We start from the raw sequence: 13,952 nt of genomic DNA, 5'->3' as shown, positions 1-13,952 counted from the left end.
TGAATTTGATTCAGTATGTATTTAATAGGTAACTCATAATGATAGAAGTAAAAAAAGGTATATACTTTTCATCAAATTTTAATGATATGAATTTAGAGCTTATTTATAGGTTTATTAAAAATTCATATTGGGGCACATCTAGAACCTTTGAAGAACAAAAAACAGCATCAGAGAATACTATTAATTTTGGTTTATTTCATAACGAAAATCAAATAGCTTATTCAAGAGTTATGACAGACAAAGTCTTTTTTGCTTATCTTTTGGATGTTTTTGTAGTCGAAGATTATCAAGGTAAAGGATATTCAAAATTATTAATAGATCAAATATTAAGTTATCCAGAATTAAAAAATATAGACAAATGGATGTTGGCTACTAAAGATGCCCATTCACTTTATACAAAATTTGGGTTCACAGAAGTAAAAAGCCCAGAAAAACTAATGGAAAAATTAAGCCCTCGCGCCAAATTAATATACGAATAACATGGATTTAAAATTAAATAACAAAAACGCACTCGTTTGCGGAAGTACTCAAGGCATTGGTAAAGCAACCGCTATGGCCTTAGCTGCCGAAGGGGTAAACGTAACACTTGTAGCTAGAAATAGAGAAAAATTAAAAGCCGTTCTTGCAGAGTTACCAGACCACAGAAACCATAGCTATATTGTTGCAGACTTTTCCAACCCACGAGAACTCCAAGAACAGGTTATTAAATTTATTGAAAAAGAACATGGATTTCATATTGTAATTAACAATACTGGCGGCCCAAGAAGTGGTGCTATTTTAACGGCTAGTTTAGAAGAGTTTGATAACGCTTTTACAATGCACTTAAAATGTAACCACGTTCTAGCTCAAGCAACTATTCCTTTTATGAAAGAAACTGGCTTTGGTAGAATTGTTAATGTAATATCTACATCGGTTAAAGAACCTATCCCAGGTCTTGGCGTTAGCAATACTACAAGAGGTGCCGTAGGGAATTGGAGTAAAACATTAGCAGAAGAAGTTGCTTCTTATGGTATTACAGTTAATAATGTATTACCAGGTTTTACAGAAACGGAACGTTTAACAGAGATTATAAAAATTAAAGCAAATGGTGCTAACACATCTATTGAAGATATGGCAGAAATTATGAAAAATTACACGCCTGTTAAACGATTTGCTAAACCAGAAGAAACTGCTAACGTCATTACTTTTTTAGCAAGTGAAGCCGCAAGTTATGTAAACGGAATTAACGTTCCCGTGGATGGTGGACGCACAAAAAGTTTGTAACTTTAAACAGAATATAATTTTCAAAACATATAGCCATGAGTAATTTAACATCTCCCATAAATTTTAAAGCTTGGATTGAAGAAAATAGACATCTACTTAAACCACCTGTTGGCAATAAAGTTGTATGGAAAGATGGCGACTTTATTGTAATGGTAGTTGGTGGACCAAATAGCAGAAAGGATTATCATTATAATGAAACACCCGAATTTTTCTATCAAGTTGAAGGCGATATTATTTTAAAAATAATTGACAAAGGCACACCTAAAGATGTTCACATTAAAGAGGGGGACATTTATTTGTTACCTCCAAAAGTACCACATTCACCTCAACGAGGTGCTAATACGGTTGGTCTGGTTATAGAGTATCCTAGAGAGAAAGGTGTGCAAGATGCTTTACTTTGGTTTTGTGAAAATTGTACCACCAAATTATATGAGGAAGATTTTACGCTAGACAATATTGAAACCGATATGCCTAAAATATTCGATAAATATTATAGTGATAAAGATAAACGAAGCTGCCCCAATTGTGGAGAAGTGATGCAGCCACCAAAAAAAGTACAAATAGATTAACATTGTCATTCCTGCGAAAGCAGGAATCTTAGACATTGAAACATAATTTTTAAAAATAGATCCCTGCTTTCGCAGGAATGACAAAAATGAAAAAACGCAAACTTAGAATTAATGGTCATTCACATTTATTGCCTTACCCAGAAGAAATTCCAGAGTTCATGCGCGAAAAAGGCATATTTTGGGTAGATAAAGACCGAAAATTCATGCTTCAAAAGGGATGGAAACGCCCTGTTACAGATTCTAGTTTTTTCTTAGATGAAAAACTTGAATGGATGGAACGCAACAAATTAGATCATGCGGTTGTATTAAATTTGTCGCAACTTTACGGTAATGGCCTCCGTGTTGAAGAGATGAAGAAAGCATTACGTTTTCAAAACGATTTCAATGCTGGTATTCAGCGCGATTACCCTAGTAAATTTACTTGTGGATTTGTAGTGCACCCAGGTTTTATAAGAAGTGCTTGTTGGGAAATTGAACGTTGTGTAGAAACACATGGTTTGCAATTGCTCTGCCTCCCAACCCATTATATGGATACCATTGGTACTTGGCGTTGCATTTTTGATGAAGAAAATGAACCTATTTTCGAATTAGCCAATAAATATAATCTGGCAGTAGAAGTTCACCCGTATGATGGTGAGAAATTTATAAAATTAGAAAATACCTCGTGGCGTTTTCATTTAATTTGGATGCTAGCACAATGCGGCGATGCTTATCATTTTTTAACTCTAAATGGTTATCAAGAAAAGTTTCCAAATATGCGTACTTGTTTTGCACATGGTGGACAATTAGCACAGATTAACTTAGGAAGGCGTATTCAAGGCTTTGACGGCAGACCCGATTTATTTGAGGGCAAGCATCACCCAAGAAAAGCAGTAGGGCATAAAAATATTTTCTTTGACACCTTAGTACATGATACTGGCGGTTTGGAGTTATTGATACGTAATCATGGAGCTAAACAAGTGCTTATGGGACTCGACGACCCATACCCTTTAGGTGAAATGGAGAGTGAACCACAATCATCATATCCTGGGAAATTATTAGATTTGGCTATTGAAAGAAACATTATTAACGAAAAAGAATATGACGATATTTGGGAAAATAACGTTATTCAATGGCTGTGTGGTGACAATGAAGCTGCAAAAGAAAAATTATTAAATAGAATTTTAAGCTAGTGCATTTTATTCCTGAAGAATTAGACGATTATGTTGTAAAACATTCTGAAGACGAACCAGAGTTATTACAACAACTCTACAGAGAAACTTATCAAAAAATATTACAACCTCGCATGCTTAGTGGACATTATCAAGGACGTTTATTAAGTATGATTTCTAAATTAACAAACCCTAAAACAATCTTGGAAATTGGTACTTACACAGGATATTCGGCATTGTGTTTGGCTGAAGGCATCCAAACCAATGGAGAATTACACACCATTGATATTAATGAAGAACTGGTTGATTTTCAACGTAAATATTTTGATAAATCTGGTTTTGGGAAACAAATTCATCAGCACTTGGGTAATGCACTAAACATTATACCAACACTTGATACTACTTTTGATTTGGTTTTTATTGATGCGGATAAAGATAATTACTCCAATTACTTTAATGTAATTATTGATAAGTTAAACTCTGGTGGTATTATTTTATCAGACAATGTTTTATGGAGTGGTAAGGTTTTAGAATCTTCATTTAAAAAAGAAGACACATCGACACCTGCTTTAATTAAATACAACACACTTTTAAAAGAAGACAAACGTGTTGAAACAGTAGTTTTACCAATTCGTGATGGTTTAACAATTAGTAGAAAGCTTTAATTAGCACTTAAGAAGCAATAACGAGTTTTACTTCACAGGACTTCGAATTTTGAATATGCGACGCTATCATTTGAAAAAACTCATAATTATCAAAAGGTTTGGTTATAATATCATCAAACCCTATAGCTGCATAATCCTGTTTAACTTCTTCTATATCGGCAGCTGTTAAAGCAATAATTGGAATTTCTTTATTAAATTCTCTAATTGCTGTTGTAGCATCATCACCATTCATTATTGGCATATTAATATCCATTAATATAAGATCGTAGTGATTTGATTTCATTTTCTCTACTGCATCTAAACCATTATTAACTATCTCGCAAGCATAATTTTGTTTGGCTAATAAATTCTTGGTTACAATCTGGTTTATTTTATTGTCTTCTGCAATTAAAATCTTATACTCATTATCCGAATTTATATTTACGCTTTGGGGTTTATTTAAATCTACAATTGACTTGCTTTCATGGTCTATATCAAAATCAACATTAAAACTAAATTTAGTTCCTTTCCCTACTTCACTTTCAAGTTCTATTTTACTTTCAAATAATTGGATAATATTTTTAGTAATAGAAAGCCCCAAACCAGTTCCTTGGTAGTTTGTATTGCTTTCATTTCCTAATTGAGAGAAATTTTCAAAAATAGTTTTAAATTTTTCTTCTGGAATTCCCTTACCATTATCTTCTACCTCAAATCGTAAGCTAACTTTTTGCTCGCCTAAGTTTAACAATTTAATTCTCAAATCAATCACACCACTGTCAGTAAATTTTATACTATTTCCAATTAAATTTATTAAAACTTGAGATAGCCTTACTTTATCAACTTTAATATATTCGGGTACTTTTTCATCTATAAAAACTTTAATCTTATTGTTTGATTCTTGCAACCTGTAATCAAAAGAATCTACTATACGCTGCGCTAAAGATTTAATATTTACTGAGACATTTTTAAGCTCAATTTTCTGAGCTTCCATTTTATTAACTTGTAAAATATCATTAACTAAGTTTAAAAGATAATCTCCAGAATATTTAAGCGATTTTAAATATTTTGTGTCTCGTTCGCTAAAATTCTTTTTCTCATTTAATAAAAGAGATGTTATGCCAACTACACCATATAGTGGCGTTCTCAATTCGTGCGAAACGTTAGAAATAAATTTTGATTTTAGCTCTGAAGATTTTAAGGCCTTTATGGTAGCTATCTCTAACTCCATGTTACGAACTTTTAATGCATTACCAAGCTTTCTTTTTGATGTATAGCTTATAAACAATGTAACAAGAGAAATAAACAGCAAACATAAAGTAACTGTTATAATAATGTTTATTCGTTTCATTTTATTAGTCATCTCCAATTGTTGCAGCCTTTTGTAGTCTGCAAAATCGGCAGTAAACTTATAGTCTTCTATTAGAAATTTCGACTTAGCAATAATATCTTGTTTTACTTTTGCTTCATTTATGTACTTATCCCTATAATTATTATGCATCAATATATTAGTATAAGCTAGATTATTATTTCCAGCTTTATAATTAATATCAGACAGTTCTTTATAAGAATTACTTAAAAGAAATAGGGCTTTATCTTCTTTGTTGTTTCTTAATGAAGTAATCGCATTTTGGAATTTTAATTCGGCATTATTATATAATTCTTGCCTAGTAAAATACAAACCATATATATAATTGAAATAACCTATTGAATATGAATCTAAAACATCATTTGTAAAATCGTTTTTAGTACGTAATAGAGGAATTAAAGCTTTTTCAAACTGATTGTTTTCCAAATACATCTCTGCAAGATTGATTCTTATATTAAATAGTATTTTTTGAATTTCTATTTTTTCATAATCATTACGAACATGATTATTCTTAATGGAAGTATGTTTTAGTGCTTTTTCTAAGTAATTAATAGACTCACCTATAAGCCTTTTACTTTTATAAAGCGTCCCTAAGCTTAGATAAGACTTTGCAATAAGGTTATTGTCGCTAATTGTTTTTGCAGCCTTTAACATTGCTTTATAACAAGATTCTGCTGAGTCTTGGTTTTGCATCATCGCATAAATATTGCCCAAATTAAAATTAGCCATGGCACTACCATAAGAATCTTCTATAGAATCTGATAGTACTTTAGATTTACTGAACTCATCAAATGATTCAGAAATCCTATTATTATTAAGGTGTTTTAAAGCGGAAGCATTTAAATTATCAATTTCCTTGATAATTTCTCTATCTCTTTGACCGAAGGCCATAGATGCTAAGGATAGAAAACAGATTAGTAGGTGTGTTTTCATTTAGGGGTAACATTTGATTTGGGATGATTAAATTATTTCTTTTTACAATAGGAAATAAAAAATAATCGTCAAAAAGCAGTCTATTTCGGACAAATAGATGAATGGCTTTGTAAATAGTTGTAGTAACTTAAAATTTTCGTTTAACGGACCCCGTAAAATCCTCAAGATCTTCTTTTACTTTGTTAAGTTCTTTTTTCACATCTGAAGTAACACTAGTATCAAGACCGTTTTTTTCGGCAGTCTTGGTGATTTCATGTTTTATATCATTAGTAGCATCCTTAAGTGTTCGCATGCCTTTTCCTAAGCCCCTTGCTATTTCTGGCAACTTATCGGCACCAAAAACCATGATAGCAATAAATAGTATAAAAGCTATTTCGCCACCACTAATAAATAAAAATGTTGCTTGTTGTATCACAGAACAAATATAGTGAGATGTTTTCTTAGAATAAAAAAAGCCGATTGTTAAAATCGGCTTTAATACATATTTATTTCTTTTTAACCCTTTACCTTACTCTTAAACTGATCAAAATCACTTTGCCTAATTTCTCTAGGCCATGAGTTATTTGAGGTATCAACATCTGCAGTTTCAAGATTAGGGTCTATAGTAATACTAACAATCTCTTTTTCTGATGCTATAGCTTTACTTACTTCCTTATCATTAAATCTCCAAATTTGCGCAGGGTATGTTTCCGTTTTTGAAGTTCCGTCTTTATAAGTATACTCAACAATAATTGGCATTACCAACCCACCTGGTTTTTCAAAAGTTATATTATAGAAAAATTTAGGCTGCTTAATATTTTTACGTTCTTCTGGCGTAAAATTGTCCATAACGTATTCATTAACTGGTTTTGCATTTTCTAAAAGTGTTCCGTTTCGCATGTCTTCTTTATAATCTTCACTGCCTTCTTCAACCATATAAACTAATGGTGGTAATTTACTTACATCTCTTCCTCTTTCTTTAGCTAAATCTTTTATAAACTTATTAGGCTCGGAAGAAACATAATATTTTTTCACTTCTTTTAGACCTATATCTACCCAATCGGTTGTGTAAAACCAACCTCTCCAAAACCAATCTAAATCAAAAGCCGAGGCATCTTCCATTGTTCTAAAAAAGTCTTCAGGAGTTGGGTGTTTAAACATCCATCGTCTTGAATACTCTTTAAAAGCATAATCGAACAAATCATGCCCCATAACCGTTTCCCTTAAAATATTTAGAGCAGTTGCTGGTTTTCCATAGGCATTATTACCAAACTGATAGGTATTTAAACCCTTAGTCATTATTGGTGCAATATAATCTTGATTACCGCTCATATATGGTACAATCATTCGAGCAGGCCCCCTATCTGATGGAAAGTGCTTGTCTTGAGGAGATAAAGCTGCTGGATATTTTTTGCCAAAATCTTGTTCTGCAACGTATTGCACAAAAGTATTTAAACCTTCGTCCATCCAAGTCCATTGACGCTCGTCGCTATTTACAATCATTGGAAAAAAGTTATGTCCCACTTCATGAATAATAACACCCATCATCCCATATTTTTCACGGTCGCTATAAGTACCATCTTCATTAGGCCTTCCATAATTCCAACAAATCATTGGGTATTCCATACCTTGTTGGTCCGCATGCACAGAAATAGCTTTATGGTATGGGTAATCGAATGTCATTCTTGAATACGATTCTAATGTGCTTGCTACTGCCTTAGTAGACCAATCTTCCCAAAGCGGATTACCTTCCTTAGGATACATTGATACAGCCATAATATCCTTACCGCCAATTTTAACCGCCATCATATCCCAAATGAATTTTCTAGAGGTTGCAAAACCAAAATCACGCACATTTTCAGCTTTAAGTTTCCATGTTTTAGTTTCGCTCGAAAACCCTTTTTCTGCAACTTCAGCTTCCTCTTGGGTAACAATTAACACAGGTTCAGTATAGGATTTTTTTGCCTTTAGGTAACGCTCCATCATAGTCTTGGAGAACACTTCTTTTCTATTTGTAAGTACACCTGTACCATCTAAAATATGATCGGCTGGAACTGTTATATTCACTTCATAATTCCCAAAGGGCAAAGCAAATTCGTCACGTCCCCAAAACTGTGAGTTTTGCCATCCTTCAACATCGCTATAAACAGCCATTCTAGGAAAAAATTGGGCAATTACATAAGCCCTATTTCCATCTTTTGGAAAAAATTCATACCCAGAACGTCCATCTTCAACAACATGATCATTGATGTTATACCACCATTTAATAGAAAATGAAAATTTTTCACCAGATTTTAATGCCTTAGGTAACTCGACACGCATCATAGTCCTATTAATCATGTGCTGCAATGGTTTCCCATTAGTATCTTTTACTTCTTGTATGTTAAAACCTCTTTCTAATGGTTGCTTTAAATATTCAGTAGCAAATTGACTTGGTTGAAAAACAGGAGCTATACCACTTCCTTCTATTAAAGGGGATTTAGAATCTTTTGCTCTCTTATTCTGTTCTAACTGAACCCATAAGTATTTTAATATATCGGGAGAATTGTTTGTATATGTAATAGTTTCGTAACCTGAAAGCTTTGCATTTTTATCGTCTAAAACAATATCCATTTTATAATCTGCTTGTTGCTGATAATAAGCAACACCAGGGGCACCAGAAGCAGCTCTATACATATTGGGTGTAGAGAACTCGTCGTAAAGTTGTTTAAATTTGTTGGTGTTTTTATGTCCAACTTTAGGTTTAGAAGCTTCTTCTTGAGAATGAGCGTTAACTCCAATTAATAACACAGAAAATAGGTAAAAGGCAATTTTTTTCATTTCAATTTTATATTATATACAATAAATGGTATTTGTTTTAGATAAGATTTTTTCATTCTCTCTAAAAGCGCTTGAAAATAAGTATTTAAACAGATTAAAGACTATATTTTAATTAAAATTTAACATGGCTGTATTATCCTGTGAAATGAGGATAAAACTTTTTTGTTTTGAATTAATATCTGTTTTAATTATGTTTTTTTGTTCTTCGAATACATCGAACAAAACTTGGTTGGAAATTTCAAAAGAATTTATTTTATCTACGTCTTCAATTTCTAGATAGCACCTTACAATATCTATATCGTACTCTTTACCAATAAATATAAGGTCTGTATCTTTATTGTTAATTTTAATTTTGATTTTCTCACTTAGGTATCTTTCTATGTACAAATCAACGGTTGCTGGTTCGTCTTTATCTGCAAGTGTTATAGATTCATCATAGCGTTCTCTTAGTAATTTTTCAAAATCATCAATAAAAATTCTCGTAATTAATTGTACAGATTGTTTATCCTCAATGTACTCTATTTGCGTAACGCTCATATAGTACTTATGGAAAACCGTAAATGCAAAAAGTGGTACTATAAGTAGGAATAAAAATGGTTTGAAAAATTTCATTTAATAATATTTTTGCTAAAGTAATTATTTAGATTATTCAAAAAGCATTCCAAAAAAATATTAATCTTGAGGTACTCTTTTGTTTTCTTGATACTGTCTGTATTTCATTCTTAAAAATATAAGTATTTGAAAATCTGTTTGGTTCTTACAATGCTTTATAAAATTTGCGTCATCTGTACAGAAATAAAAAAAATCTGCAACTTCATTGTCTTCTAAAGGGTTTGATGCTAAAAAATCCTTTCCTAATCGTGCTTTAATACTTTGCATTAAGCCTTCTTTCGTTTCAATTTCTACTCTGTTTTTTAGCATTTTTGTTCTTCCTGAAAGTCCATTTATTATGGGGTCTAGCGAACCTCCTCCTAATAATATACCAACCAACATTTTTGGTTTAAACTCTCCAGCTTCACTTAATCGCCTTTCACTTTGTGTAGCAATTTTACCTGTATACCCAGGAATACCAAGATCGTAGAAGTTTATTGGTGGATTACCTTCTACATTTTTAATGTCAGACATTAAATCGCCTGTAAGTATTTTGCCTACTAACACCTCATCTAGTTCGTTAACCTGGGCTTCAAGATTTACTAAAATATTTTTGTTTGCAATTATAAGTTCATTAATTGTTACTAAACGTGTTTTATGTTGAATTGATGAAAATTGTAATGTATCATTCAGACTCACATTAATTGTAAAATTACCTTCTTTATTGGAAGTAGTAAAAAGTTGTTTTGTTTTATTTATGACGTGAATGTTTTCAATATTAGATTCACTAATAATGCGCCCATTTATTTCAATTGATTGTGAGAAAACCATTTGAAAATTGAATACTAAAAATAGAATTGTTAAATATTTGAGCTTTTGCACGATTTACCAAAAGCACCAAAGAACGGATATGAAATCTTAAATAAAATGCAATTCTAAATTAAACTTTTGTTAAAGTATCCTACATTACTATTTACTTAAAAACTCTTTACTTTTAATATGAAGCACTTCTAAAAACTCCATTTCTTTTCCATAGTTAAGCAAAGTGAAATCAAAATTATTAGACTCTACAAATCTTATAAATTCTTCTACTCGATGTTCTGGAATATTAAAATTATCTATTAAGAATTCTGAGCCAAAGTAATATTTAATAGATTCAATAGGCACATCAGGTACATTAACATCTTTTTTGTTCTTTACTCCAGATCTGAACAAAGGCAGCAATAGTTGGTCTACCACGTTAACTATATTTAACCCATTAACCATTGGCAAATGCTGCCTGTCCATGGAGATATTTTGAATTTTGGTCTTATTATCGTCTTGAAATTCAAACTCGTCTTTATTTTCTATTCCAAAGTACAAGACGTCTAATTTTGGTTTAAATGGTTGTTTATCAATAATATCAGTATCTAAATTACCTGTTAAACCACCTGATAAAATTACAATCTCATCTAGTTGATTAATCTCTTCTATTAAAAAAATTTTCATCGATCTAGAGTTAATGATATCTTCATTTACTCGAAAGTTTATATTCTGATATTGTAACGCACTTACTTCTATTAAATCGTTCTGTCCAACTTCTAATTTAAATTCGCCATTATCGTCGGTAATAACACCCGTATTTGACGAAGCATTAAATATGGTAATTCCAGAAATATCGTTTCTTTCAACAATTACCTTTCCAATGACGCTTATGCGATCGAAATTTTGTGAAATTACGGGAAGACTAACAAGAAAACAACATAGGAATAACAGTTTATAATTCATTTCTTTTTTTACTAAAAATAACGTTTTAATTCCATGTTTGAAAATTCCAGAGAGATAAAATTTTATTAAATAGCATAAATAACTAGCTTTACATACTAAATAAAATTTAATGAAAAATATTATCATTGCAAGTACTTCTACACTCCATAATGGAGACTATCTAGAATATATTTTAGAAGATTTAGCATTTTTTTTTAAGAGTGCTAAAAAAATTCTATTTATTCCATTTGCTAGACCAAGCGGAATTTCTCATGATGACTATACAGAGAAAGCAAGTTTGGCTTTTTCTAAAATCAATAAAGACATAACTGGTATTCATACACTAGAAAATCCTATCGAGGCTATAGAGAATGCAGAGGCTATTTTTACTGGTGGTGGAAACACCTTTTTATTAATTAACCAGTTATATAAGAATGATTTATTTACGCCTCTAAAGACAGTTGTTGAAAAGGGAATTCCATATCTAGGTACAAGTGCTGGAAGCAATATATGTGGGCTTACTATAAAAACAACAAATGACATGCCTATAATATATCCCCCAAGTTTTAAAGCACTTGGTTTTGTGCCGTTTAATATTAATCCGCATTATTTGGATCCTGATTTAAATAGCAAGCATATGGGTGAAACCAGAGAAACCAGAATCAAAGAATTTCATAATTTTAATACTGAACCAGTAGTTGGACTTCGAGAAGGTAGTTGGTTACATGTTACTGGTAATTCAATTATCCTTAAAGGTGAATTAAGTGCTAGAATTTTTGAATATGATAAGCCTCCCTATGAAGTCAATCCAGAAACGCAATTAAATTATTTAAAATAGCAACAAGTAAAATTATAGTTTCTTTAAAAAATGAAATCCTAAAATATTAAACCCCTCATTATAATAAAATTTATGGGAGCTGGGGTTACTAACGTATGTATTTAACTCAACAGCTTCACAACCTTTTTCTTTTACATGTTTATAAATCCAATTGAAAAATAATTTCCCAATGCCTTTACCTCTATAACCACCATCTATATAAACATGATCTGGCTCAACACTTTTACCAGAATAATGCCTTGTGCAATACCAAAGACCTGTAACACCAATTATTTTATCTCCATCATAAACTACAGCACATTCGTAATTTTGAGTAGTCATTTCAATAAAACGCGTATTTAGAACCTCAGCTGGAATTTTATATTCGTTTAATTTTTCCACCAATGGAACTACTAAAAGGATATTTTCCTTTTCTATGATTTTAAACTCATAATTCATGGTTAAATAATTTTAGTTTATAAAATTAGGCTTGTGACCTTTAAAAATTAATTGTGTCAACAATATATGGATTAGCTAATACATAAATTATATTTTTTTGTAATTTTAGTTACTAAATTTTTTCAATTATGAGAGGAAGAAACCTTAAAGTAAGATTATTAATTGGAGCTGCAATTGCTCTTTTCTTTGTGTTTAAAAGATGTAGCCAGCAGGAAGTAAACCCATATACAGGAAGGACACAAACCATTTCTATGACACCTGATAAAGAAATTGCAATTGGACTTCAAAGTGCTCCGCAAATGGCTGAACAGCATGGTGGCTTACACCCAAATAATCAATACCAAGCATTAGTTGACAATGTTGGAAATAAATTAGTTAATAATAGTATTGCTAGAGAAACTCCATATAAATACGAATTTCATTTATTAGCAGATCCAAATACCATAAACGCCTTTGCGCTCCCTGGAGGTCAAATATTTATAACTCATGCTTTATTTTCAAAACTAGAAAATGAAGATCAATTGGCAGGAGTTTTAGGACACGAAGTTGGCCATGTTTTAGGTCGCCATAGTGCTGAGCGTATTGCAGAAAGCGAATACTGGCAAGGACTTACCACTGCTGGCTCTGTTGGTGCAGATATGGGTGGACTTGTTAGTGGTATTGGTCAAAACACTCTTCTAACTAATGGAAGGGATGACGAATTAGAAAGTGATGATTTAGGTGTAAGGTTTATGATTAAAGCTGGTTACAACCCAGAAGAAATGATTGGTGTTATGGAAATTTTAAAAGCTGCAGCTGGTCCTAACAGAGTTCCTGAATTTCAAAGTACACATCCAGACCCCGATAATAGAATAGAAAAAATTAGAGAAGCTATTAAAAAATATGAAGCCCTATAAAAAAAGCCCTAAATAGGGCTTTTTTAGAGTGACTAGCTCTTTTCTAATAAAAATAACACTCGCGTTATTAACTATTTTTTTTCTTCTTAGACATAGCTTCTTTTAAAACAGCGTATGCATCAGTTGCTTTATGAATTTCTGCATATTTTAAAGCTGTCATTCCTTTCTCTGAACGTACTTTTAATTTAGCGCCCTTAGATATTAAAAGCTTTAAAATATCTGTTCTATTAAATTTTGCAGCGTACATAACTGGTGTCATCCCGTTAGATTTTTCATTAACATCGGCTCCTAAATTAATAAGCTTTTTAACTGTTTCAATGTCTCCTTTTGCAATAGAAACACAAAATGGACTTACCTTAAAAACTGCAGTAGCCTCATAATTATCTACTGGAGTGTTAAATGAATTAGCATTAACTGTTACAATTGAGAAACATAACGCCATAGCGGAAATAATGATTGTTTTTTTCATGATGAAAGATTTTAATTTGATTAATGATTTCGTTTTTTGATATACTAAAGAGACGATAAATTTTGCAATCTGTTACATAAAAAATAAGAAATAACACATTTTTAACTTTTTCTTTATGTTTCTTTAATAGAATCTTAAAATTTTAACATACTCCTAAAATGAGTCAATTCAACTATAATTTAGACTTTATTTACCCTACTATCTTAGTTAACTTTTTTATCTTTGAAGTATCCAAAAATTCAACTTAAA

The 13,952-nt window shown here is 31.4% G+C and carries 15 protein-coding genes; 7 read left to right on the top strand and 8 right to left on the bottom strand.

Features of this window, described 5'->3' with window-relative positions:
- Positions 1-38: 38 nt before the first annotated feature.
- The 5 genes from Q0739_RS13875 to Q0739_RS13855 all read left to right on the top strand — a co-directional run bounded on the left by Q0739_RS13875 (position 39) and on the right by Q0739_RS13855 (position 3,648).
- Positions 39-479 (top strand): GNAT family N-acetyltransferase, encoded by a 441-nt coding sequence (locus tag Q0739_RS13875; RefSeq protein WP_298239334.1) that lies wholly within the window; start codon positions 39-41, stop codon positions 477-479.
- 1 nt (position 480) lies between these two features.
- The gene (locus Q0739_RS13870) at positions 481-1,263 is read left to right on the top strand and encodes an SDR family oxidoreductase (protein WP_298239333.1); all 783 of its coding nucleotides are present in this window, start codon (positions 481-483) and stop codon (positions 1,261-1,263) included.
- 35 nt (positions 1,264-1,298) lie between these two features.
- A complete protein-coding gene (locus Q0739_RS13865; RefSeq protein WP_298239332.1) occupies positions 1,299-1,832 on the top strand; it encodes a 3-hydroxyanthranilate 3,4-dioxygenase in 534 nt (177 codons plus the stop codon).
- An 86-nt stretch (positions 1,833-1,918) separates the two neighbouring features.
- A complete protein-coding gene (locus Q0739_RS13860) occupies positions 1,919-3,004 on the top strand; it encodes an amidohydrolase family protein (protein ID WP_298239331.1) in 1,086 nt (361 codons plus the stop codon).
- Positions 3,004-3,648, top strand: coding sequence for an O-methyltransferase (locus tag Q0739_RS13855; RefSeq protein WP_298239330.1), 645 nt, complete (start codon positions 3,004-3,006; stop codon positions 3,646-3,648). The genes Q0739_RS13860 and Q0739_RS13855 overlap by 1 nt, the downstream gene beginning before the upstream one ends.
- Before the next feature lie 7 nt (positions 3,649-3,655).
- On the opposite strand, the gene Q0739_RS13850 is transcribed toward Q0739_RS13855, so the two are convergent.
- The 6 genes from Q0739_RS13850 to Q0739_RS13825 all read right to left on the bottom strand — a co-directional run bounded on the left by Q0739_RS13850 (position 3,656) and on the right by Q0739_RS13825 (position 11,083).
- Positions 3,656-5,926 carry an ATP-binding protein gene (locus tag Q0739_RS13850; protein ID WP_298239329.1) on the bottom strand — a complete coding sequence of 757 codons (2,271 nt, stop codon included), beginning with the start codon at positions 5,924-5,926 and terminating at the stop codon, positions 3,656-3,658.
- A 127-nt stretch (positions 5,927-6,053) separates the two neighbouring features.
- Entirely contained in the window at positions 6,054-6,341 is a 288-nt protein-coding gene (locus Q0739_RS13845) for a twin-arginine translocase TatA/TatE family subunit (RefSeq protein WP_298239328.1), read from the bottom strand.
- Positions 6,342-6,421: 80 nt separating this feature from the next.
- On the bottom strand, positions 6,422-8,725 hold the full coding sequence (locus Q0739_RS13840) for a M1 family metallopeptidase (protein ID WP_298239327.1): 2,304 nt from the start codon (positions 8,723-8,725) through the stop codon (positions 6,422-6,424).
- Positions 8,726-8,833: 108 nt separating this feature from the next.
- Complete coding sequence (locus Q0739_RS13835) at positions 8,834-9,337, bottom strand: DUF6702 family protein (RefSeq protein WP_298239326.1); 504 nt, start codon at positions 9,335-9,337, stop codon at positions 8,834-8,836.
- Between the two features lie 60 nt (positions 9,338-9,397).
- The gene (locus Q0739_RS13830) at positions 9,398-10,198 is read right to left on the bottom strand and encodes a hypothetical protein (RefSeq protein ID WP_298239325.1); all 801 of its coding nucleotides are present in this window, start codon (positions 10,196-10,198) and stop codon (positions 9,398-9,400) included.
- An 87-nt stretch (positions 10,199-10,285) separates the two neighbouring features.
- Entirely contained in the window at positions 10,286-11,083 is a 798-nt protein-coding gene (locus Q0739_RS13825; RefSeq protein WP_298239324.1) for a carboxypeptidase-like regulatory domain-containing protein, read from the bottom strand.
- Positions 11,084-11,192: 109 nt separating this feature from the next.
- Here Q0739_RS13825 and pepE point away from each other — a divergent pair, with 109 nt between their 5' ends.
- Positions 11,193-11,900, top strand: coding sequence for a dipeptidase PepE (gene pepE / locus Q0739_RS13820; RefSeq protein WP_298239323.1), 708 nt, complete (start codon positions 11,193-11,195; stop codon positions 11,898-11,900).
- Positions 11,901-11,912: 12 nt separating this feature from the next.
- Here the strand turns inward: pepE and Q0739_RS13815 are convergent, their stop codons facing one another.
- Positions 11,913-12,338, bottom strand: a complete 426-nt coding sequence (locus Q0739_RS13815) for a GNAT family N-acetyltransferase (RefSeq protein WP_298239322.1) — start codon at positions 12,336-12,338, stop codon at positions 11,913-11,915.
- 128 nt (positions 12,339-12,466) lie between these two features.
- Between Q0739_RS13815 and Q0739_RS13810 the strand changes: the two genes are divergently transcribed.
- Complete coding sequence (locus tag Q0739_RS13810) at positions 12,467-13,234, top strand: M48 family metalloprotease (RefSeq protein WP_298239321.1); 768 nt, start codon at positions 12,467-12,469, stop codon at positions 13,232-13,234.
- Between the two features lie 67 nt (positions 13,235-13,301).
- Here the strand turns inward: Q0739_RS13810 and Q0739_RS13805 are convergent, their stop codons facing one another.
- On the bottom strand, positions 13,302-13,703 hold the full coding sequence (locus Q0739_RS13805; RefSeq protein WP_298239320.1) for an ankyrin repeat domain-containing protein: 402 nt from the start codon (positions 13,701-13,703) through the stop codon (positions 13,302-13,304).
- Positions 13,704-13,952 lie beyond the last annotated feature (249 nt).

The sequence above is a fragment of the uncultured Algibacter sp. genome (genome assembly GCF_947487605.1).
Lineage (GTDB): Bacteria > Bacteroidota > Bacteroidia > Flavobacteriales > Flavobacteriaceae > Algibacter_D.
The sequence above is the reverse complement of the archived record's forward strand: the minus strand, read 5'-3'. Positions and strand labels throughout refer to the sequence as shown.